General features: G+C 65.6%; 19 protein-coding genes. 4 read left to right on the top strand and 15 right to left on the bottom strand.

Annotated elements, in window-relative coordinates:
• From AC5RWU_RS14520 to AC5RWU_RS14505, 4 genes are all read right to left on the bottom strand, one after another.
• Window positions 1-913, bottom strand: a 913-nt coding sequence (locus AC5RWU_RS14520; protein WP_494031474.1) for a cbb3-type cytochrome c oxidase subunit I, incomplete at its 3' end; no start/stop codon positions are given.
• Window positions 914-926: 13 nt separating this feature from the next.
• Window positions 927-1808, bottom strand: coding sequence for an aa3-type cytochrome oxidase subunit II (gene ctaC / locus AC5RWU_RS14515; RefSeq protein ID WP_494031473.1), 882 nt, complete (start codon window positions 1806-1808; stop codon window positions 927-929).
• 174 nt (window positions 1809-1982) lie between these two features.
• Window positions 1983-2372 (bottom strand): HesB/IscA family protein, encoded by a 390-nt coding sequence (locus AC5RWU_RS14510; protein WP_494031472.1) that lies wholly within the window; start codon window positions 2370-2372, stop codon window positions 1983-1985.
• Window positions 2373-2524: 152 nt separating this feature from the next.
• Window positions 2525-3931: a dipeptidase gene (locus tag AC5RWU_RS14505; protein ID WP_494031471.1), complete on the bottom strand. Its 1407-nt coding sequence runs from the start codon at window positions 3929-3931 to the stop codon at window positions 2525-2527.
• A 51-nt stretch (window positions 3932-3982) separates the two neighbouring features.
• Between AC5RWU_RS14505 and AC5RWU_RS14500 the strand changes: the two genes are divergently transcribed.
• Window positions 3983-4576 carry a DUF3043 domain-containing protein gene (locus AC5RWU_RS14500; RefSeq protein ID WP_494031470.1) on the top strand — a complete coding sequence of 198 codons (594 nt, stop codon included), beginning with the start codon at window positions 3983-3985 and terminating at the stop codon, window positions 4574-4576.
• Between the two features lie 81 nt (window positions 4577-4657).
• On the opposite strand, the gene AC5RWU_RS14495 is transcribed toward AC5RWU_RS14500, so the two are convergent.
• Entirely contained in the window at window positions 4658-5725 is a 1068-nt protein-coding gene (locus tag AC5RWU_RS14495) for a quinone-dependent dihydroorotate dehydrogenase (protein WP_494031469.1), read from the bottom strand.
• 74 nt (window positions 5726-5799) lie between these two features.
• On the opposite strand from AC5RWU_RS14495, the gene AC5RWU_RS14490 reads away from it, so the two are divergent.
• On the top strand, window positions 5800-6852 hold the full coding sequence (locus AC5RWU_RS14490) for an alpha/beta hydrolase (protein ID WP_494031468.1): 1053 nt from the start codon (window positions 5800-5802) through the stop codon (window positions 6850-6852).
• Here the strand turns inward: AC5RWU_RS14490 and AC5RWU_RS14485 are convergent.
• From AC5RWU_RS14485 to leuA, 3 genes are all read right to left on the bottom strand, one after another.
• Window positions 6839-7639 (bottom strand): isoprenyl transferase, encoded by an 801-nt coding sequence (locus tag AC5RWU_RS14485; protein WP_494031467.1) that lies wholly within the window; start codon window positions 7637-7639, stop codon window positions 6839-6841. The two genes, AC5RWU_RS14490 and AC5RWU_RS14485, sit on opposite strands and share 14 nt — an antisense overlap.
• Entirely contained in the window at window positions 7636-8388 is a 753-nt protein-coding gene (gene recO, locus AC5RWU_RS14480) for a DNA repair protein RecO (protein WP_494031466.1), read from the bottom strand. The genes AC5RWU_RS14485 and recO overlap by 4 nt, the downstream gene beginning before the upstream one ends.
• Before the next feature lie 94 nt (window positions 8389-8482).
• The gene (gene leuA, locus AC5RWU_RS14475; RefSeq protein WP_494031465.1) at window positions 8483-10231 is read right to left on the bottom strand and encodes a 2-isopropylmalate synthase; all 1749 of its coding nucleotides are present in this window, start codon (window positions 10229-10231) and stop codon (window positions 8483-8485) included.
• A gap of 246 nt (window positions 10232-10477) precedes the next feature.
• Between leuA and AC5RWU_RS14470 the strand changes: the two genes are divergently transcribed.
• Complete coding sequence (locus AC5RWU_RS14470; protein WP_494031464.1) at window positions 10478-12421, top strand: M13 family metallopeptidase; 1944 nt, start codon at window positions 10478-10480, stop codon at window positions 12419-12421.
• Window positions 12422-12481: 60 nt separating this feature from the next.
• Here the strand turns inward: AC5RWU_RS14470 and AC5RWU_RS14465 are convergent, their stop codons facing one another.
• The 5 genes from AC5RWU_RS14465 to AC5RWU_RS14445 form a co-directional block, all read right to left on the bottom strand.
• Window positions 12482-14134, bottom strand: coding sequence for an LCP family protein (locus AC5RWU_RS14465; RefSeq protein WP_494031463.1), 1653 nt, complete (start codon window positions 14132-14134; stop codon window positions 12482-12484).
• A gap of 133 nt (window positions 14135-14267) precedes the next feature.
• Window positions 14268-15200 (bottom strand): GTPase Era, encoded by a 933-nt coding sequence (era, locus tag AC5RWU_RS14460; RefSeq protein WP_494031462.1) that lies wholly within the window; start codon window positions 15198-15200, stop codon window positions 14268-14270.
• On the bottom strand, window positions 15193-16572 hold the full coding sequence (locus AC5RWU_RS14455) for a hemolysin family protein (protein ID WP_494031461.1): 1380 nt from the start codon (window positions 16570-16572) through the stop codon (window positions 15193-15195). Before AC5RWU_RS14455 ends, era begins: the two co-directional genes overlap by 8 nt.
• Window positions 16569-17042, bottom strand: coding sequence for an rRNA maturation RNase YbeY (gene ybeY, locus AC5RWU_RS14450; RefSeq protein WP_494031460.1), 474 nt, complete (start codon window positions 17040-17042; stop codon window positions 16569-16571). The genes AC5RWU_RS14455 and ybeY overlap by 4 nt, the downstream gene beginning before the upstream one ends.
• Window positions 17039-18121 carry a PhoH family protein gene (locus AC5RWU_RS14445; RefSeq protein ID WP_494031459.1) on the bottom strand — a complete coding sequence of 361 codons (1083 nt, stop codon included), beginning with the start codon at window positions 18119-18121 and terminating at the stop codon, window positions 17039-17041. Before AC5RWU_RS14445 ends, ybeY begins: the two co-directional genes overlap by 4 nt.
• Window positions 18122-18455: 334 nt before the next feature.
• Between AC5RWU_RS14445 and AC5RWU_RS14440 the strand changes: the two genes are divergently transcribed.
• A complete protein-coding gene (locus tag AC5RWU_RS14440) occupies window positions 18456-19508 on the top strand; it encodes a GerMN domain-containing protein (RefSeq protein ID WP_494031458.1) in 1053 nt (350 codons plus the stop codon).
• A 26-nt stretch (window positions 19509-19534) separates the two neighbouring features.
• Here AC5RWU_RS14440 and AC5RWU_RS14435 read toward each other — a convergent pair whose 3' ends face one another.
• A complete protein-coding gene (locus tag AC5RWU_RS14435; protein ID WP_494031457.1) occupies window positions 19535-20305 on the bottom strand; it encodes a 16S rRNA (uracil(1498)-N(3))-methyltransferase in 771 nt (256 codons plus the stop codon).
• A gap of 2 nt (window positions 20306-20307) precedes the next feature.
• Window positions 20308-21438 carry a molecular chaperone DnaJ gene (gene dnaJ, locus AC5RWU_RS14430; RefSeq protein WP_494031456.1) on the bottom strand — a complete coding sequence of 377 codons (1131 nt, stop codon included), beginning with the start codon at window positions 21436-21438 and terminating at the stop codon, window positions 20308-20310.
• Between the last annotated feature and the right edge of the window lie 23 nt (window positions 21439-21461).

Below are 21461 nucleotides of genomic sequence, written 5' to 3'. Positions count from 1 at the left end.
CGATGGCGATGGTGGCGTAGACCAGGCCCTTGTAGCCGAAGATCGGCTTGCGGCTGAAGACCGGGAAGATCTCCGAGACGATGCCGAAGAACGGCAGGGCGATGATGTACACCTCGGGGTGGCCGAAGAACCAGAACAGGTGCTGCCACAGGATGGCCCCGCCGTTCTCCGGGTCAAAGACGTGTCCGCCGAACCGGCGGTCAAGGCCCAGGCCGAAGAGGGCGGAGGCCAGCGGCGGGAACGCCATCAGGATCAGGATGGCCGTGACCAGCGTGTTCCAGGTGAAGATCGGCATCCGCCACATGGTCATGCCCGGGGCACGCATGCAGATGATCGTGGTGATGAAGTTGACCGCACCGAGGATGGTGCCGAAACCGGACAGCGCCAGGCCGAAGACCCACAGGTCCCCGCCGACACCGGGCGAATACGTAGTATTCGACAACGGCGCGTAGGCGAACCAGCCGAAGGAGGCGGCACCCTGAGGGGTGATGAAGCCGGAGACGGCGATGGTGCTGCCGAAGAGGAAGAACCAGAACGCCAGCGCGTTCAGGCGGGGGAAGGCAACATCCGGCGCACCGATCTGGAGCGGCATGATGACGTTCGCGAAGCCGGCGAACAGCGGCGTTGCGAACATCAGCAGCATGACGGTGCCGTGCATGGTGAACATCTGGTTGTACTGTTCCTTGGTCTGCAGGATCTGCATACCGGGCTCGAACAGTTCCGCGCGGATGACCAGCGCCATGACGCCGCCGAGGCAGAAGAAGATGAAGGAGGCAATCAGGTACATGTACCCGATGGTCTTGTGGTCGGTGGAGGTGATCCAGTTGACCACGATGCGCCCCTTCGACTTGGGCACAACGCGCGGAGCTAGGGTCGTCCCGACCTGGTCCGCTGAGTATTCGTAAGTAGTCACGATTCCCCTCTAGTTAGTCCGTCGGACCCTGGTCAGGAGCATTGAACTGGTTTGGGTTGGGCGTCAGGTTGGGGTTGCGGTCATACTCGCTGCCCAACTGGCCGTCCCGGAGGGTTGCCATGTGGGCGTCGAATTCTTCCTGCTCCACGACCATGACCCGGAAGAGCATCTCGGAGTGGTACTCGCCGCAAAGCTCCGCGCACTTGCCGTCGAAGGTGCCGGTGCGGGTAGGCGTCAGGGTGATGTAGTTCGTCTTGCCCGGAATCATGTCCCGCTTCTGCAGGAAGGCCGGAACCCAGAAAGAGTGGATGACGTCGCGGGAGTTCAGCTGCAGCTCGACCGTCTGGTTGACCGGCAGGTACAGCGTCGGCAGCGTTTCCGGAATGCCCGGTTCACCCGTCAGATGCGCCTGGATGCCGGCGTCGTACTTGTTTTCCGTGACGTAGTTGAAGTCCCAGGCCCACTGCTTGCCCCGCACATCCACGACGACGTCCGGATTGTCCACACGGGCGTCGATGGCGCGCTGGTCCTGATCCGTGAAGTAGAAGAGGACCATGACCATGAAGAGCGGAACCGCCGTGTAGAAGATTTCAATCGGCAGGTTGTAGCTGAGCTGGCGCGGGTAGCCGGTGTCGGTCCGGCGGCGGCGGTAGGCGATAATGCACCAGAGGATCAGGCCCCAAGTGAGGACACCCACTGCGACAGCGGCGATCCAGGAGTTCACCCACAGGTCCATGATGCGGTCCGTGTGGTTGGTCGTCCCCCGCTCGGTGGGCAACCAACCCCTTTGTACTTCCGGTGAACATCCCGACAAAAATAACGCGCCTACGGTGGCTAGCCCGGTGATCTTGGCGATCTTCGCGCGTCGGCTGCCGGTTCGATCCTGCGAACTCACAGACGGCCCTTCCTCTTGTTAGTGCTAGTGCTGCAAAGGGGCTAGTGGCCTCATTGCACATTGAAGTTTTACTACTCACTGTAGAGCTTACCCGCACCCGAACCCAGCACGTGACAAATTGACACCGTGCCACGGCAATGAATCCGGGGCGGATCCGCTCCCAGTCCCCCGGCTTTAGTGGAATGAATCTCCGCAAGCGCAGGAGCCGCCTGCGTTGGGGTTGTCGATGGTGAAGCCCTGCTTCGAGATCGTGTCCTCGAAGTCGATGGTTGCACCAGCCAGGTACGGAACGCTCATCTTGTCGACGATGACCTCGACGCCGTCGAAATCGCGTACGGCATCACCGTCAAGGACGCGCTCGTCGAAGTAGAGCTGGTAGATCAGGCCGGAGCAACCGCCAGGCTGTACAGCCACGCGAAGCCGCAGGTCCGTGCGCCCCTCCTGTTCAAGGAGGCTGCGGACCTTGCCCGCGGCCACGTCCGTCAGTGCTACCTCATGCACAGGCAGTTCCGCCTCCGCCGTGGCCTTGACGTCGTTGGTGGATTCGCTGGTGGATGCGCTCATTGGTTTCTTTCTCCTTGCCTCGGCCGAATTCCTGCGGCTACATGTCAAGCACCGGCTCTTCGAACCTTGTTCCATCGTACGTCCGGTGCCCCTCGCCAACGTAACCAGCGGCGCGGCCGAATCATTCCGGGTAGTCGGTGGGATGCAAGCCCTCAAAGACCCGCGGCATTGATCCGTGCCAGCAGCAGGGCCTCGGCCAGGATGGCGTGGCGGAAGTCCCCCAGATGCAGGGATTCATTGGCGCTGTGCGCCCGGGAGTCCGGATCCTCCACGCCGGTAATGAGGATCTGTGCGGCGGGATAGACCTCCGCCAGGTCCGCGATAAAAGGAATCGAACCGCCCACGCCCGTTTCGACGGGCGGCGTGCCCCAGGCCGTGCCGAGCGCCCACAGTGCGGTCCGGGCTGCGGAAGCATTGGTATCTGTAGCGAAGGCGTGGCCCCGCTCCCCCGGCAGGAACGTGACCTTGGCGCCGAAGGGTGCGTTCTGTTCAACATGCCGGCGTACCGCCTCCATTGCGGCATCCGGGTCCTGGCCTGGCGCCAGCCGCAGGCTGAACTTCGCCCGGGCAGTCGGCAGCAGCGTATTGGAGGCCAGCGCAACGCTGGGAACGTCCATGCCGATGATGGACAGCGCGGGTTTGGTCCACAGCCGTGAGGTGATGGATCCCCTGCCGGCCAGCCTGACGCCGTCGAGCACTGAGGCATCGGCCCTGAAGTCCGCCTCGGGATAGTCAAGGGCGGCATGGTCGACGGCGGCAAGGCCTTCGACGGCGACCTCGCCGTTGTCATCGTGCAAGGTGGCGATGAGCCGCGCCAGCAGCGTGGGCGCATCCAGCACGGGGCCGCCGAACATGCCCGAATGGACTGCGTGCTCCAGTACCTGCACTTCGATCACGCCGTCCACGAGGCCGCGCAGGCTGGTGGTCAGTGCCGGCACGCCAACCTTCCAGTTGCCTGAGTCCGCAACGATGATGACGTCCGCGCGCAGGAGCTCGCGGTGGGTTTCCAGGAAGGTGCGGAACGTCGGCGAGCCGGCTTCTTCCTCGCCTTCTATGAACAGCGTCACGCCGACGCCGAATCCCTCCCCCAGCGTCTCCATGACGGACCGAAGGGCACCGATGTGGGCCATGATGCCAGCTTTGTCATCGGCCGCTCCGCGCCCGTACAGCCTGCCGCCCCGCTCCGTGGCAGTAAAAGGTGCCGTGTTCCACAGGACCTCATCCCCCGGCGGCTGGACGTCATGGTGGGCGTAAAGCAGCACCGTAGGCTTGCCCGGCGCAGCTGGGCGGCGTGCGACGACGGCCGGCCCGCCGGAAATACCGCCGGCACCGGCCACGGAGAGAATCTGCACCTCCTCGATGCCTGTCTCCCGGATGAGCCCGGCTACCGCCTCGGCGCTTCGCTCCAGCTGCCTCCGGTCGAAGGCCTCCCAGGCGATCCCGGGAATGGCTACCAGTTCTTTGAGCCGGGTGACGGTGGCGTCGAAATGCGCATCGACGCTGCGCGCCAGCGCCTCGACATCGACTCCGGCCGGAACGGTATCAGGAAGAGTAGTCATAGTGGCCACCCTACCGGCGGCGGCCGGTCCGCGGCACGGTAGGCTGGAGAGGTGTTTGGACGTAAGAAAGAGGCTCCCGCAGCCCAGGATGCTGTGGACCAGCAAGCCGTAGAGAGCAATGCCACGGACAGGCCGGCGGGCAAAGGTGCGCCCACGCCCCGGCGCAAGGACCAGGAGGCCGCGCGGAAGCGGCCGCTGGTGCCGAACGACCGCAAGGCCGCCAAGGAAGCCCAACGGGCTGCCATGCAGCAGCAGCGACTGCAGACGCGCCGTGCCATGGAAACTGGTGACGAGCGCTTCCTGCCGGTCCGGGACAAGGGTCCGCAGCGGCGCTTCGCACGGGACTTTGTGGATGCACGCTGGAACGTGGGCGAATTCCTGATGATCGCGGCGCTGGTATTCGTGGTGCTGACCTTCATCCCGAACCTGACGCTGCAGTCCGTCGTGCTCGTAGCCTTCTGGGCCATGTTCCTGCTCGTCGCAGTGGACAGTTTCATCCTGGGGCGCAAGCTCAAGCGCCGGCTGAGGGAAAAATTTACCACGCCGGAACCCGGCGTGGTCTGGTACGGCGTGATGCGCGGCCTGCAGTTCCGCAAGCTGCGCCTGCCCAAGCCGATGGTGGCCCGCGGCGAGTATCCCCGGTAAACGGATCCAGCTACCGGCAACAGCCGGCAACAAGAGGTCCCGGAGCCTGATGGCTCCGGGACCCCCTTTTTCTAGCCGTCCCTATCGCCGCTTGCGGGCAAGAGCCCGGTTGATCCGTGCCGCCCAGAACGGCCCTTCGTAAAGGAAAGCAGTGTAACCCTGGACGAGGGTCGCCCCGGCGTCCAGGCGGGCCTGCACATCGGCGGCTGTTTCCACACCGCCCACAGAGATGACCGCGATGTCCTCCCCCAGCCCGGCACGCAGGCGCTTGAGCACTTCCATCGACCGTTCCTTCAGCGGGGCACCGCTGAGCCCGCCCACGCCGTACTTCATCACGGTGGCGTGATCCGTCTTCAGGCCTTCGCGGGTGATGGTCGTGTTGGTGGCGATGACGCCGTCGAGCCGGAGATCGGTTGCCAAACGGGCGACGTCATCGATGTCCTCGTCCGACAGGTCCGGGGCGATCTTGACCAGCAGTGGCACCCGGCGCCCGGAGACCTCGTCGGCGGTCCGGCGGACCGCGCTCAGCAACGGCCGCAGGGAGTCCACATTCTGCAGCAGGCGCAGGCCGGGAGTATTCGGCGAGCTGACGTTGACCACCAGATAGTCCGCATACGGAGCCAGTTCCCGCGTACTGATCTGGTAGTCCTCCACGGCCTGCCGCAGGTCCACTTTCTTAGTCTTGCCGATGTTGACGCCGATGACCGGCCGGGTACCGCCGGGGCGGCGTCCCAGGATCTGGCGCGCTTTGGCAATGCGCGGCGCAACCTTGGCGGCGCCGTCGTTATTGAATCCCATCCTGTTGATGAGCGCCTTGTCCTCGACCAGGCGGAAGAGGCGCGGCTTGGGATTGCCCGGCTGGCCCTGGCCGGTGATGGTTCCCACCTCGATGTGCCCGAAACCAAGGTCCGTCAGGGCGCTGATGCCATGGCCCTCTTTGTCGAATCCTGCGGCCAGGCCGAACGGGGACGGAAAGGTCAGGCCGAATGCCTCCGTCGCCAGGACCGGGTCCGGCCGGCAGAAGCGCCGCAGGACGGCCCCGGCTCCCACCTTTCCCGCGATCCGGATCATTGAGAAGCCAATCCGGTGCGCCCTTTCCGGGTCCATACCGGAGAAGACGACGCGGAAAAAAGTCGGGTAGAAACGCATGGTCTAAAGTTCCCATGTCTGTCCCCGTCCATCAACTTGTACCCGGTGCCGGAGGCAACGGGTATTCTCGGAAGATGGCTGACGGATGGGAGCCGGACTTCCTCGGGGACGGCTATGAATTCAGGACACTCGAACTGGGAAACGACGACGAAGGCCCGGTCGAAGCCACGCTCGTACGGTATTTTCCCGCGCCGCCGCCGACGGCGGGATCCCGCCTGCAGCGGTTCCGCGACTGGCTGCAGAAGCCCAGAACCCCGGACAACGGCGCGGACAGGCCTGTCCATGCCGTGCTCTACCTCCACGGGTGGAGCGACTACTTCTTCCAAACTGAGCTGGCTGCCTTCTGGGCCGGCGAGGGTGTGGCCTTCTATGCACTGGACCTGCGCAAGTATGGGCGGAGTCTGCGTCCCGGCCAGACACCCGGCTACGTCACCTCGCTCGATGAATACGACGCCGATATCGAAGCCGCCTTTGAGGCGGTGAAGGCTGACCTCGCTGTCCGCTTCGAGCAGGGCCAGGAAATCCGGATCACCCTCATGGCGCATTCCACCGGTGGCCTGGTCGCCTCCCTGTGGGCCGACCGGCACCCGGGGCGGATCCATGCGCTGATTCTGAACAGTCCCTGGCTCGAACTGCAGGGCAGCTCCATTGTCCGGAACGCAACGGCCGGACTGCTGGAACCACTGGCCAGATTCAGGCCGAAGGCCCGCCTCAAACTTCCGGAACTCGGCCACTATTGGCGCAGTATCAGCCGCGAAGGAGACGGCGAGTGGGACCTCAATCCCCAGTGGCGCCCGGAGACGGCCTTTCCGGTCCGCGCCGGCTGGCTGACGGCCGTCATGGCCGGCCACAGCCGGGTAGCCCACGGCCTGGCCGTCAATGTGCCCATCCTGGTGCTGGCATCGGCCAAATCCCTGATCAGCCATGTGTGGCACGAGAACATGCTCAGTCAGGACATCGTCCTGGACGTCACGCTGATGACGCAGCGGGCACTGAACCTCGGTCCGCAGGTGACAGTATTACGGTTCGAGGGCGCGCTGCACGACCTCCTGCTTTCCGCCAAACCGGTACGGGAACAGGTCTACGGACAGCTGCGGCGGTGGGCCAGGGGTTTCATGCTGGATTAGCAGCCCGGTCCACCGCGCCGCCGTATCGGCGGTCCCTGCGGGCGTAGATCTCCATTGCCTCCCACAGCGTCCTCCGGTCGACGTCCGGCCAGAGGGTGTTCATAAACACCATCTCCGCATACGCGGACTGCCAGAGCATGAAGTTGGACAGCCGCTGCTCGCCGGAGGTGCGCAGGAAAAGGTCGACGTCGGGCAGGTCAGGTTCATCCAGGTACCGTTGGACCGTCTTCTCGGTGATTGACCCCGGGCGCAGCCTGCCCCGTTCCACCTGCCGGGCGATTTCCGCAACGGCGTCGGCAATCTCGGCGCGCCCGCCGTAGTTGACGCACATGTTCAGCGTGCAGACCGTATTGGCCTTGGTCTGTTCCTCTGCGATCTCCAGTTCCTTGACGACGGACTGCCATAGCCGCGGGCGGCGGCCGGACCAGCGGATCCGCACGCCCCACTCGTCCAGCTGGTCCCGCTGCCGGCGGAGTACCTCGCGGCTGAAGCCCATGAGGAAGCGGACTTCCTCCGGGGAACGTTTCCAGTTCTCGGTGGAGAAGGCATACGCGGAAACATGCTGTACCCCGGTCTCGATGGCGCCGGCCACGACGTCGAGCAGCGCTGCTTCGCCTGCCCGGTGGCCCTCGGTGCGGGGCAGCCCGCGCTGGTTGGCCCAGCGTCCGTTGCCGTCCATGACCACCGCGATGTGCCGCGGGATGAACTCCTCAGGAATACGGGGCGGGCGGGCTCCGGAGGGATGGGGCAGCGGTTTCACCGGGGGCCGGCGTTCACGGTCTTTCACATACGCTCCACATGTTTGAGGGATTTCACGGCCCGCTCGAGATGCCATTGCAGGTAGGCGGCCACCAGTCCGGCCGATTCGCGGCGGTGCTGCGGCATTGAGCGGTCCGCCGATTGCCAGTTTCCGGAGAGCAGGGCGGCCAGCAGTGCCATGGTTTCCGGCGCCGGAGACGCGGCACCTGGGGGCCGGCAGTCGGGGCAGACAGCTCCGCCGAAGGCGGCCGCGAAGGCCGAATGCGGACCGGGGGCCGAGCAGCGGGCGCAGTCGGTGAAGCTGGGGGCCCAGCCCGCGGTCGCAAGCGCGCGCAGCAGGTACGAATCCAGGATGAGTTCGGGCGCATGGGCCCCCCGGCTCAGCGCCGCGAGGGCGCCGATCAGCAAGGAGTACTGGGCGGCGGCGGATTCGCCGTCGGTATCGGTGAGCTTTTCCGCCGTTTCGGTGATGGCGGCCGCCACAGTGTACCGGCCGTAGTCGGCGACGATCCCGCGGCCATAAGGACCCAGAGACTGAGCTTGCGTGACGATGTCCAGATTCCGTCCGGCGATCAGCTGCAGGTCCGCGACCATGAACGGTTCCAGCCGGGCACCGAACTTGCTGCTGGTCCGCCGGACTCCTTTGGCGACAGCCCGCACCTGGCCATGCTGCCTGGTGAGCAGCACGATGATGCGGTCCGCCTCGCCGAGCTTGTACGTCCGCAGCACGACACCTTCGTCCCGGTAGGTGCGGGAGGCGAAAGATTTGCTGGACACTCGACCGTTCTCTCTTCAGCGCGGGCCGCTGCGGCGGGCGCGCCGGACAGGCTGCACAGTGCGCCTGCCCGGCGCGCCCTGCGGCGCAGGCCGCCTATTTCTTGTCGCGGATAGCCCGGTTGACGGCGGAAACGACGGCCTTCAGCGAGGCCATCGTGGTGTTGGTGTCGATCCCGACGCCCCAGAGCACACGCTCCTCGACTGCGCATTCGACATAGGCAGCCGCACGGGCGTTGCCGCCGGCTGACAGGGCGTGTTCAGAGTAGTCGAGCACGCGGACATCGACCCCGTCCTGGGCGAGGATGTCCAGCAGCGCGGCGATGGGTCCGTTCCCCTGTCCCGTCCGGCGGTGCTGCACACCGTCGATCATCATATTGACGGCCAGGCGGACCGTGCCGTCCTCGGCCGTTTCGGCATTCATCGACGCCACGGTGTAGTGGCCCCACTGCCCGGTGGCAGCGGCCGTGTCGGCGGGAGCCGGCAGGTACTCGTCCTTGAAGATCTCCCACAGTTCGGCCCCGCTGACCTCGCCGCCCACGGTGTCCGTCCGGCGCTGGATGACGCCGGAAAATTCGATCTGGGCGCGGCGGGGCAGGTCCAGGCTATGTTCATGCTTGAGCAGGTACGCCACGCCGCCCTTGCCGGACTGCGAATTAACGCGGATCACGGCCTCGTAGCTGCGGCCGATGTCCTTTGGGTCGATCGGCAGGTACGGGACAGCCCAGGGGATCTCATCCACTGTCTTGCCGGCGGACTCGGCATCCCGCTCCAGCGCTTCAAAGCCCTTCTTGATCGCATCCTGGTGGGAGCCGGAGAAGGCAGTGAAGACCAGGTCGCCGCCGTACGGGGACCGTTCGGGGACCCGCAGCTGGTTGCAGTACTCGGCCGTCCGCCGGATTTCATCCATCTGGGAGAAGTCCAGTTCCGGGTCAATTCCCTGGCTGAAGAGATTCATGCCCAGGGTCACCAGGTCCACGTTTCCGGTCCGCTCCCCGTTGCCGAAGAGGCAGCCTTCGATCCGGTCGGCCCCGGCCATGTAGCCCAGCTCCGCCGCAGCCACGCCGGTTCCCCGGTCATTGTGCGGGTGCAGGGAGAGGATAATGCCCTCCCGGTTGGCCAGGTTGCGGTGCATCCATTCGATGGAGTCCGCATAGACATTGGGCGTTGCCATTTCCACGGTGGCCGGCAGGTTCAGGATCATCTGGTGGTCCGGGGAGGCCTCCAGCACCTCGGCAACGGCGTTGCTCACGCGCAGGGCGAACTCCGGCTCGGTGCCCGTGTAGGACTCGGGCGAATACTCGTAGGTGACGTGGATGTCCCTGAGCTGTTCCTCGTACTTCTTGCACAGGCGCGCACCGCTGAGCGCAATGTCCAGGATGCCGTCCTCATCCGTGTTGAAGACGACGCGGCGCTGCAGCACCGAGGTGGAGTTGTAGAGGTGGACGATGGCGCGGTCCGCTCCTTCGAGCGCCTCATAGGTCCGCTCGATCAGATGCTCGCGGGACTGGGTCAGCACCTGGATGGTGACGTCGTCCGGAATGCGGTCGCCCTCGATCAGCTGCCGGACGAAATCGAAGTCGGTCTGCGAGGCGGAGGGAAAGCCGACCTCGATCTCCTTGAACCCCATCCTGACCAGCAGATCGAACATCTTATGCTTGCGCTCGGGGCTCATCGGATCGATGAGTGCCTGGTTGCCGTCCCGCAGGTCCACGGCGCACCAGCGCGGCGCCTTCGTGATGACTTTGTCCGGCCAGGTCCGGTCCGGCAGCGAGATGGTGATCTGGTCCTGGAACGGCACGTACTTGTGGATCGGCATTCCAGAGGGCTTCTGTGCGTTTTGCATGGAAGGTGGCCTTTTCTGTTCGTTCTTCTAGAAATATTGGCCGGGCAACACAAACTCCGCAGCGAGGGTTCGGCCGTTCAAACAGACGTCTGTGTGGCCTCGCTGCGGCAGCTAAGAAGAAGCATCTCTGCGCGCACCTTTTCACACTAGCACGGCGCATAGGATGGAGGTGCGCGGTGCGGGGCGGCACGTGGCCTCCCCGCTGCCGACGGCACGGCCATGACCACCGACAGGTACGGAGTTTCAGTGACGCATTCTGGCATTGTTCTGACAAATATCGACCCTGCTGTCCGGCCGCAGGATGACCTGTTCCGGCATGTGAACGGCGGCTGGCTGGCGACGGCGGAGATTCCCGAGGACCGCCCGCTGGAAGGGTCCTTCACTCAGCTGCGCGACGCGTCCGAGGCCAATGTCCGCGACATTATCGAGTCGGCCGATCCGGCGGGCAGCGATCTTGAGCAGAAGATCGGGACGCTGTACCGCGCGTTCATGGACGAGGCCGCGGTGGAAGCCCGGGGGCTGTCCCCCGTCAAGCCGCTGCTGGAGCGGATCCATGCCGTGGCCGACGCCGCCGCGCTGGTGGAACTGTGCGGCGAGCTGGGCAAGGGCGGTACGCCGGGGATCCTGGCGGCTTTTGTCAACAACGATCCCGGCAATCCGGACCGCTACCTGTTGTGGCTCTACCAGTCCGGCCTGGGCCTGCCGGACGAGTCCTACTACCGGGAGGACTCTTTCGCAGCAATCCGCGCGGCCTACCAGGAGTACCTCTCCGGACTGCTGGCGCTGGCCGGTGAAGCTGAGCCGGCGGCGCAGGCCGCGGCCGTCCTGGACCTGGAGACCAAGCTGGCGTCCTTCCATCTGGATGCGGTGAGCTGCCGCGACCCGCAGAAGATCTACAACCTGCACGACGCGGCCGCACTGACGGAGCGCGCCCCCTTCGCCGCAGGGCTGTTTTCCGCCATGGGCCTGGAAGGACCGCACTGGCAGGAAACCGTGGTCTGCCAGCCGGATTTCGTCAGCGGCGCAGCCGGGCTGCTGGCATCGGAGCCGCTGGAGCACTGGAAGTCCTGGCTGGCGGCCCGGGTCCTGACCCATGCCGCCCCGTACCTGTCCTCGGACGCCGTCCAGACGCACTTCGCTTTCTACGGCCGCACCCTCAGCGGCACGCCCGTGATCAAGGATCGCTGGAAGCGCGGCGTCGCGCTGGTCGAAGGGGCGCTGGGCGAAGCCATCGGACAGATCTACGTGGCCCGGCACTTCCCGCCCGGACACAAGGCGCGGATGGAGGAGCTCGTTGCCAACCTGCTCGAGGCCTACCGCCGGAGCATCACGGACCTGCCCTGGATGAGCGCCGGAACCATCGAACGGGCGCTGGAGAAGCTGTCGAGGTTCACCACCAAGATCGGCTATCCGGAGAAGTGGATCGACTATTCGGGCCTGCAGATCGTGCCCGGCGAGGTACTGGGCAATGTCCGGCGCGCGGAAGCCTTCGAGCTGAAACGCCAGCTGGACAAGCTGGGCGGGCCGATCGACCGCGGCGAATGGCATATGACGCCGCAGACGGTCAACGCCTACTACCAGCCGACAATGAACGAGATCGTCTTCCCGGCGGCGATCCTGCAGCCGCCCTTCTTCGATGCCGAAGCGGATCCCGCGGCCAATTACGGAGCCATCGGAGCCGTCATCGGACATGAAATCGGACATGGTTTCGATGACCAGGGCTCCCAGTTCGACGGCACGGGTGCGCTGCACAACTGGTGGACTGAGGAGGACCGGGCGGCCTTCGAGGAGCTGACGGGCCGCTTGGTGGACCAGTACAGCGTGCTGAGTCCGGAGGAGGCGCCGGAGAACAAGGTGAACGGCAAACTCACGCTGGGCGAAAATATCGGAGACCTAGGCGGTCTCGGCATCGCTTACCTGGCCTACATGATCAGCCTCGACGGCCAGGAACCGCCTGTGATCGACGGGCTGACCGGCCCGCAGCGGTTCTTCTACTCCTGGGCGGAGTGCTGGCGCCAGAAGATCCGGCCGGAGGAATCGGTGCGGCGGCTCACCGTCGATCCCCACTCCCCCAACGAATTCCGCTGCAATGCCGTGGTACGCAACCTGTCCGAGTTCCATGAAGCTTTCGGCGTCGCGGAGAGCGACCGGCTGTGGCTGTCGCCGGCGGAGCGGGTCAGGATCTGGTAACCGTCCGACGGCGGCAGGGCAACCCAAGGGTGCCTTGCCGCCGTCGTCGTCCGGGCTGCTTTAGAAGCCGTAGGACGACTGGCAGGTCACCTGGGCTGCGGTCTGGCCGCTGAGGCCCTCGCCCAGGCCTGCGCCCGTGCCGAGGGTCAAACCGGTGGGGAAATCCTCGCCGACAGAGACGGTGACACCGACAGTGGAGGCGCTGCCGACCACCTGTGACTGCGGAATTCCGAAGACCTCGGCCACAACCTTGGCGATTTCCTCATAGCCGAATCCGGCGAAGACCTGCGTAGCCGGACTGATGCCGGCGTCATTGGGCACAGTCGATGTCAGCGCGTATCCGAGTCCCAGCAGGTGGGTCTGCAGCTCGGCTTCGCGGTCCGCCACCCCGGAGGCGTTGACGACCGTTACCGGCACGGCCGCCGGATCGAAGAAGAGCTCAGGTTCGGCCGGTGCCTCGGGGGCCGGAGCCGGTGCCTCGGCTCCCGGCGCGCCGGATTCGGGCGCGGCGGGCGCTTCTGGTGGGGCGGTAACGTCGCCGTCCTCGACCAGTGTCTGGAACAGCGGGGCGGCCAAGGTCTCGTCCAGAACCAGCCGGTTCGGGTCGTAGGGGTAGGCCACGGTTGGCGCAGTCACGAAGGCGACCTTCTCCAGGTCAACGTCCTTGAGCCGGTCGGCCAGCATCAGCAGGGTCGGGACCTGGGAGAGCTGCTGGTCGACGGTGAGGTTCTTCGTCACGGTTTCGGCGATGGCATAGACCTTCGGCAGGTTCCTGAGTGTGCCCTCGTCCTTGACTTTGCGGACCATGGAGGCAAGGAAACTCTGCTGGGCGCGGATCCGGCCTTGGTCCCCGCCGTTGCCGAATCCGGCCCTGGTACGGAGGAACGCCAGGGCCTGCTCACCCTGGATGCTGCTCACTCCGGCCGGCAGGTCCAGGCCGGACTTCGGGTCATTGACTGGCTGGTTCAGGCAGACTTCCACGCCACCCAGGGTCTCCGAGAGCTCCTTGACTGAATTGAAGTCGGCCATCATGAAGTGGTCGATCTCAAGGCCGGTGAGTTCATTGATGGCGGCAACCGTGCAGCCGGGACCGCCCAGGCTCAGGGCGCTGTTCAGCTGCCCCAGTTCCTGTTCCGGGTAGACCTCGTCGGTCTCCGGGTCCTTGCACGTGGGCAGGGGAACCAGCAGATCCCGGGGAAAGCTCACCACGGTAACGCGCTGGCGGTCCGCAGAGAGGTTCATGAGCATCATGACGTCCGAATTGCCGAAACCGGAGGCGTCTTCTTCCGTACCGTACTGGCTGTTGCCCTCGCCGGTGCGGGTATCGGTGCCGAGGACGAGGATCTGCAGGGGGTCCTTGCTGGGATCGACCGGAAGCCCGGCCGCATCCGTGCCCAGATTCAGCGGCTGGGTCACAATGTTGGACTGCAGGCGCAGGAGCTGGACACCGACAAAGACAAAACCGGCCACCAGGACGGCGGACAGTGCGATGGCAGTGAGCTTCAGCCATTTCCGCAGCGGATCGGACCCAAGGTGCCGGCTTGCCGGGAAGTCTGCGCGGCCGCCCGGGCCGTTGCCGTGTGCGGTAGCTGTTCCTGCCGCGCCGCCGCCCTTATGGCTCTTGTCCCTGCCGGTACCGGAACCGAGGGGAAACTTCTTCGGGGTGGCACCGGATGAGGGAGAGCCGCCACCAGTGAAGGCACGACGACCCATGGATCAACCTTTCGCCAGATGAAAAAAACCGCAACTGTAATCTTCCATCGCTGCCCGCCCGCGCGCAAAATTGCGCCGCCGCGGCGTCAGCGTCTACCATGCCGGCCCATCCGGACGCGGACCGGCTGCGGCATCAGAAGCCCAACCGGACCAGCTGCTTCGGATCGCGCTGCCAGTCCTTGGCGATCTTGACGTGCAGATCAAGGTAGATCCGTGTACCCAGCAGGGCCTCGATTCCGTGCCGCGCCGTGGTTCCGACCTCGCGGAGGCGCTTGCCGCCCTTACCAATGATGATGGCCTTCTGCGACGGCCTCTCGACGAAAAGATTCACCCGCACATCGAGCAGAGGGCTGTCCTCGGGACGCCCCTCGCGCGGAACCATTTCCTCCACGACCACGGCCAGCGAGTGCGGCAGTTCGTCGCGGACCCCTTCCAGGGCGGCCTCGCGGATCAGTTCCGCGACCATGACCGCTTCCGGCTCGTCGGTCAGCTCGCCGCCCGGATACAGCGGGCCGGGCGAGGGCGGCATGTGGCCGATCAGCACATCGGCCACGGTGTCCACCTGGAATCCGTCCGCTGCCGATACCGGAACGACGTCGGCCCAGCCCGCATCGCCGAGCACCTCCGTGCCGAGGGCCGTCACGGCAAGCAGCTGCTCCGTCAGGGCGGCGCGGTCGACCAGGTCCGTCTTGGTGACGATGGCGATCACCGGCTTCCTGCCCACCCCCGCAAGCTGATTGGCAATGAAGCGGTCGCCCGGGCCGATCTTCTGGTTGGCCGGCAGGCAGAATCCAATCGCATCGACCTCGGCAAGCGTGTCCGCCACCAGATCATTCAACCGCTGGCCAAGCAGCGTGCGCGGCCGGTGGAGACCCGGGGTGTCCACCAGGACCAGCTGCGCGTCATCGCGGTGCACGATGCCGCGGATCGTGTGCCGGGTAGTCTGCGGTTTTGCCGAGGTGATGGCAACCTTCTGTCCCACAAGGGCGTTGGTCAGCGTCGATTTGCCGGCATTGGGCCGGCCCACCAACGAGGCAAAACCTGCCCGGTATTCCGGTTCACTCATTGGTATCCACCGATCCTGCGTTAGTCGTTGAAGAATTGCCGCCGCCCGGCATGGAGCCGTTCACGGATCCTGCGTCCGCAGGCTGTTTCGGCTGGTCAGGGGTATGTTCATGATGGCCCTCCGGTTCCTTCCATGCAACCAGATGCGAGACGCGGTTCCGGCGGCCTTCGATGCGCTCCGCACGCAGCTGGATGTCTTGGACGCTCACCTGGCTGCCCACGATCGGTACGCGGCCGAGCGTCTTAGCGAGCAGGCCGCCGACGGTGTCCACCTCGTCGTCGTCGAGGTCCAGGTCGAAGAGTTCGCCGAGATCGTCGATGCTCATCCGGGAGCTGATCCGGTAGCGACCATCGCCCAGGTCCTGGACCTCGGGACGCTCGGAATCATATTCATCGACGATCTCCCCTACGATCTCCTCGATCAGGTCCTCCAAGGTGACCAGACCCGCGGTGCCGCCGTACTCGTCGATCACGATCGCCAGATGGGTGGATTCGCGCTGCAGTTCCTTGAGCAGGTCGCCAACGGCCTTCGACTCGGGCACATAGCGCACCGGCCTGGCCAGTTCCTCGACGGGGGGAAGAGCGGCACCGGGCGTCTGGCTGTGCACCGCTGCCGCCACATCCTTGAGATAGAGGATCCCCAGAATCTGGTCGGCGCTGTCACCGATGACGGGCATCCGGGAGTAGCCGGAACGCAGGAACAAGGACATCGCCTGCTTCGGGGTCGAGCCGGCCTGGATGCTCACGATATCCGTCCGCGGAACCATGACCGCACGGACCTTCGTGTCGCCCAGCTCGAAGACCGAGTGAATGAATTCGGCTTCGGTGTCCTCGATCATCTCGGCTTCGGTGGCCCGGTCGACGAGCTCGCGGAACTCCTCTTCCGTGAAGAACGCCGCATCGCCGCGTGGGGCACCTGGGGCGAACAGACTGCCCAGATCCGCCAGCCACTTGGGGACGGGCCCCAGCGCCAGGCAGAGGAAGCGGACCGGACGTGCGGTCAGCATCACCACGGAGCTGGAGTGCAGCCTGCCCAGCTGCCGCGGCGAGACGCCCACCAGGACGAATCCGACGGCGGCCATGGTCACCGTCGCCAGCAGTCCGGCTATCCAGACAATCCCCAGCAGGTCATGGAAAATAATGGCCACCGCGACGGCGGCAGCCATTTCGAACCATACCCGCCAGAAGCGCAGCGCGCGCATGTGGGCGACCGGGGAGTCGAGAATGCCCTTGAGCGCCGCTCCGCGGGGTTTCTGGATCAGGTCCTCTGCGTCATGGCGGGGAAGATAGCTGAATGCCGCTTCGGCAGCGGTCAGCAGGGCCGCGGTCAGGACAAAGACCAGCGCCAGGCTGCCGAGCAGCCATCCGGTCAATGCTTGGTCTCCTGGGGGGCCTCCCTGCCCAGGAACGCGGAGAGCAACTGGCGCTGCAGGCCGAACATTTCCTTCTCCTCGTCCGGTTCCGCATGGTCGTAGCCAAGCAGGTGCAGCAATCCGTGCGTCGTCAGCAGGAGCAATTCCTCGCCGGTGCTGTGCCCGGCAGTGCGCCCCTGCTCTTCAGCCACCTGCGGGCAGAGGACGATGTCACCCAGCACCCCGGGCGGAGTCGGCTTGCCCGCTGTGCCGGGCCGCAGCTCGTCCATGGGAAACGACAGGACATCCGTCGGTCCCGGTTCGTCCATCCATTCAATGTGCAGCCGCTCCATGGCCTCGGTATCGACGAGGATGATCGACAGCTCGGCTTCCGGATGGACGTAGAGACTGTCCAGCACGAAGCGGCCAAGCCGCGACAGTTCCACTTCGTCGACCTGCATTGCGGATTCGTTGTTGACCTCGATGCTCATGAACCGTGGCTTTCCTTCGAGTGGGTGCCTGTGCGCGCGGGTCCGGCTGCCCTCCGGCTGCCGGCCCGCTGGCCGGCTCCGCCGGAGCGCTGGACTTCGTCCCAGCGGCTGTAGGCATTGACGATGTCGCTGACCAGCCGGTGCCGGACGACGTCGGACGCATCCAGTTCGGAGAAATGGACGTCGTCGATGCCCGTCAGGATGTCGTGGACGACCCGCAGCCCGGAACTCGTTCCGTACGGCAGGTCCACCTGGGTGACGTCTCCGGTGACCACCATTTTGGAACCGAACCCCAACCGGGTCAGGAACATCTTCATCTGCTCCGGCGTCGTGTTCTGCGCCTCATCCAGGATGATGAATGCGTCATTGAGCGTCCGGCCGCGCATGTACGCCAACGGCGCAACCTCGATGGTACCGGCGGCCATGAGCCGCGGGATGGACTCCGGATCCATCATGTCGTGCAGGGCGTCGTAGAGCGGGCGCAGGTAGGGATCGATCTTGTCATTGAGCGTGCCGGGCAGGAAGCCGAGCCGCTCCCCCGCCTCCACCGCCGGCCGCGTGAGGATAATGCGGTTGACTTCCTTGTGCTGGAGGGCCTGGACTGCCTTCGCCATAGCCAGATAGGTCTTGCCCGTTCCCGCCGGACCAATCCCGAAGACCACGGTATTGCGGTCGATCGCCTCGACGTAGTTCTTCTGGTTCAGCGTCTTCGGGCGGATGGTCCGCCCGCGGGTCGAAAGGATGTTGAGCGTGAGCACTTCGGCCGGGCGCTGCACCGACTGCTCCTTGAGCATCGTGATCAGCTGCTGCATGACCTGCGGCGTCACGCGGGTACCGCTGGCGGCCAGGATCCGGACTTCATTCAGCAGGCGCTGGGTCCGGTCAATGGTCACGGCCGGTCCGGAGAGGGACAGTTCGTTGCCGCGGACCAGGAGGTCGACGTCGGGAAAGGCCTCCTCGATCAGGCGGAGAACCTCATCATGAGCGCCCAGGGACTGGACCATTTGTTCCGTCGAGTCGAAGCGGATGGTGGTCGATTCGATGCCGGCAGCGCCCATGCCAAGTGAAGATTCCGTCATATCTGCGGCCGCTCCGGCCTTCTGTCCCCTTCGGTCAACGATGGCTCCTGCCGGTAACGGTGCTTCCCGTACCCGTCCAAGCGCGAGTTACACACCATGTTACGTCACCCGCGCTGCAGGCACGCTGGAACCAGAAGGCGACCCGGCCGGCGTCGGCCATGCCACGGCACGGCAAGATATCGACTTTGCATCAATCGTGTTGCAGTCCGGTTGAGACCTGCGTCCGGAGGCCTGGGCGCTGAAAACCGTGTGCCAAGCTGGATGGGCATGCCAATTTGCCGTTGCCGTGCCGGTCTGTGCCGGCTTGACGGCGCCGACCCGGGAAGGAGACTGGATGACTTCAAGCGGCAGCAACCGTACTTCGGCAGCAACGGGCCGTTTCGTGAGCGGGTTGGCGCTGATCAGCGCAGCCTCCGTCGTCCTGATCGGCTGCTCTCCTTCAATGCCTTCGGCTTCGATGCCCACGACGGCGACGACCTCCATGCCCGCGATCCACGACCAGCCCGCCAGCGCCTCGCCGATGGTGGTGAGCGCGCCGGTGGAGGGCGGCACCGGTCCGGACGTCACACCGGTCTACTACCTGGGCGCCAATCCGCGGAATGTCTATCTTTACCGGGAGTTCCGCCGGGACCTGCCGGACATGGGCGACCCGATTTCCACTGCGGTCAAGGCCATGACCAGCACCGGGCCGGACGACCCCGACTACTTTAGCCCCTGGACGCCGGCCTCGAAGATCGGCGCGTCGATTTCCGGCAAGAATGTCATCACGGTGGATATCTCCGCGGATGCCTTCAGAACATCCCTCGACGAAGGGATGGCGCACCGCGCCGTCCAGCAGCTGGTCTACACCGCCACGGCGGCGGCAGCCAGTTCGGGACTGATCACCAGCGGCCGGCCCAGCAGTGTGGTGATCCTGGTCGACGGGCACGCCGGCTACAAGGCCTTCGGCCATGTGGAACTGGGCGGTGAAATGACCCGTGACACGACCGTGGCAGCGCCCATCTGGGTTATCGATCCGCAGGAAGATGCCTCACTCACCGATTCCGTCAGCGTTTTCGGCAGCGGTGTCGCCGCTGACTCCACCCTGCAGTGGACGGTGTCGAGGCTGGAGGACACCGAATCGGAAACCGGCGCGCCGGCTGAGTCCGCCTCTGTTGTCGCTTCCGGCACCGTGCAGCTGGACAGCCATCCGGGTGAAACCGGGAAGTTCCGCTTCTCGCTTCCGCTGCCGCCGGGCAACTACGAGCTGCGTGTCTTCCACCGGGCGCCCGGCAATGCGGCGCCAGGCTCAGGTTCCGCGTCCGGCGGCACCGACGCCGGCACGAAGACGGGCGACGCGGCGGTCACGGAAGCGAACCCGGATTCCAAACGGTTCACCATCGACTGAGGTGCCCCGGGCGGCCTGCGCGGGAACTACCAGCGGTCCAGCAGGTGGCTGAGCAGAGCCAGGGCCGTCGGCCCGGCAGTCGACGAACGCAGGACATGGGGTCCCAGCCTCACAGTGCAGGCCCCGGCCGATTCGAAGGCCTCCAACTCGCGGGGACCGATGCCGCCTTCCGGCCCGACGATCATCAGGATCCGGACCCTGGCGCTGCCCGTGCCCAGCGAGGCGGCACGGGCGGCAACCACATCCGCCAGCCGGTCCGCTGCGTCTTCATGCAGCACCAGCGCCAGGTCGGCCCCGGCGATCAGCCGCCCCAGTTCCTTACCGTCCACCAGCGGTTCCACCCGGGGGACCCTGGACCGCCTGGCCTGTTTTGACGCGGCCGTGACAGTGTTGGTCCACTTCTGCAGGCCCTTGGCCGCCTTGTCGGCGCGCCACCGGACGATGCTGCGTTCGGCCTGCCAAGGCACAACGGCATCCACGCCCAGTTCCGTCGCCGATTCAATGGCCATCTCATCCCGGTCCCCCTTGGCCAGCGCCTGGACCAGGATGAGCTCATGGCGCGGGACGTCGTCGTCGGCTACGGCGCCGATCCGGATGGTCAGGGACGACGGCGCCGCCTCCGTAACCTCGCCGGTTACCCGGCGCCCGTTCCCGTCGACGATGTCCACCGCTTCCCCCGGCGCCAGCCGCTTCACGATAGCAGCATGCCTGGCCTCGGGTCCGGTGAGCGTGAATTCCGCGCCGGGCGACAGCGGGGCCAATGCCTGCGGCTCGGCGAAGAAAATCGGGTTCGTCACGCTTAGAGGTTACCGAGTTTGTCCCGCAGTTTGGCGAAGACCCCGCTGCCGCTGGAGGCCAGCTTTCCCTCAGTGAACTGCTCGCCGCGCAACCGGGCCAGCTGGCGCAGCAGGTCCTCCTGGGCCGCGTCCAGCTTGCTGGGGGTTTCGACCTGCAGATGGACCTTGAGGTCGCCGCGGCCGTAGCCGCGCAGGTGCGTTACGCCGAGGCCGCGCAGGGTGATGATCTCGCCCGACTGGGTGCCCGGCCTGACGTTGATGTCCTGCTCGCCGTCGAAGGTCTCCAGATCGATGTCTGTGCCCAGGGCCGCCGCGGTCATCGGCACGCTCAGCGTGGCATGGAGGTCGTCGCCCTCACGGACAAAGGTGGGATGCGGATTGACCCGGATTTCCACGTAGAGGTCACCCTGGGGACCGCCGGCCGGGCCGGCTTCGCCCTGGCCGCCCAGCTGGATGCGGGTTCCGGTGGCGACGCCGGCAGGCACCTTGATGGTCAGCGACCGGCGGCTGCGGATCCGGCCTTCGCCGGCACATTCATTGCAGGGATCCGCAATGACGGTGCCGAAGCCCTGGCAGGAGCCGCAGGGAGCGTTGGTCATGACCTGGCCCAGGATGGAACGAACCGCCCGCTGGACGGTGCCGGTGCCGTGGCAGATGTCGCAGGTCCGGGGGGAGGTACCCTCGCGGCAGCATGTACCGTCGCAGGTGGGGCAGACTACGGCGGTGTCCACCTCGATCTTCTTGTTGACACCGAACACGGCATCCTTCAGATCGATCCGGACATTGATCAGGGCGTCCTGGCCCCGGCGGGTCCGGGACGCCGGTCCGCCGCCCATGCCGCTGCCGCCGAAGAAGGTCTCGAAGATGTCCTGGAAGGCGAAGCCTGCACCGGAATAACCGCCGCCGAAACCACTGTCAGTGCCGTTCTCGTTGCCGGTGGTGTCATACACGCGGCGCTTCTGCGGGTCGGACAGCACCTCGTAGGCGTGGGTGATCCGCTTGAACTCCTCGGATGCCTCCGCACCGGGGTTCACATCCGGATGGTACTTGCGCGCCAGCTTGCGGTAAGCCTTCTTGAGCTCTTCGCTGCCCGCATCGCGGCCGACACCCAGTACTTCGTAGTGATTACTCACTATTGCACTTCACTTCCTGTGTA

It is taken from the genome of Arthrobacter sp. B0427-1-12 (genome assembly GCF_059092905.1).
Note: the sequence above shows the minus strand (reverse complement) of the source record. Positions and strands in the feature narration are given on the sequence as shown.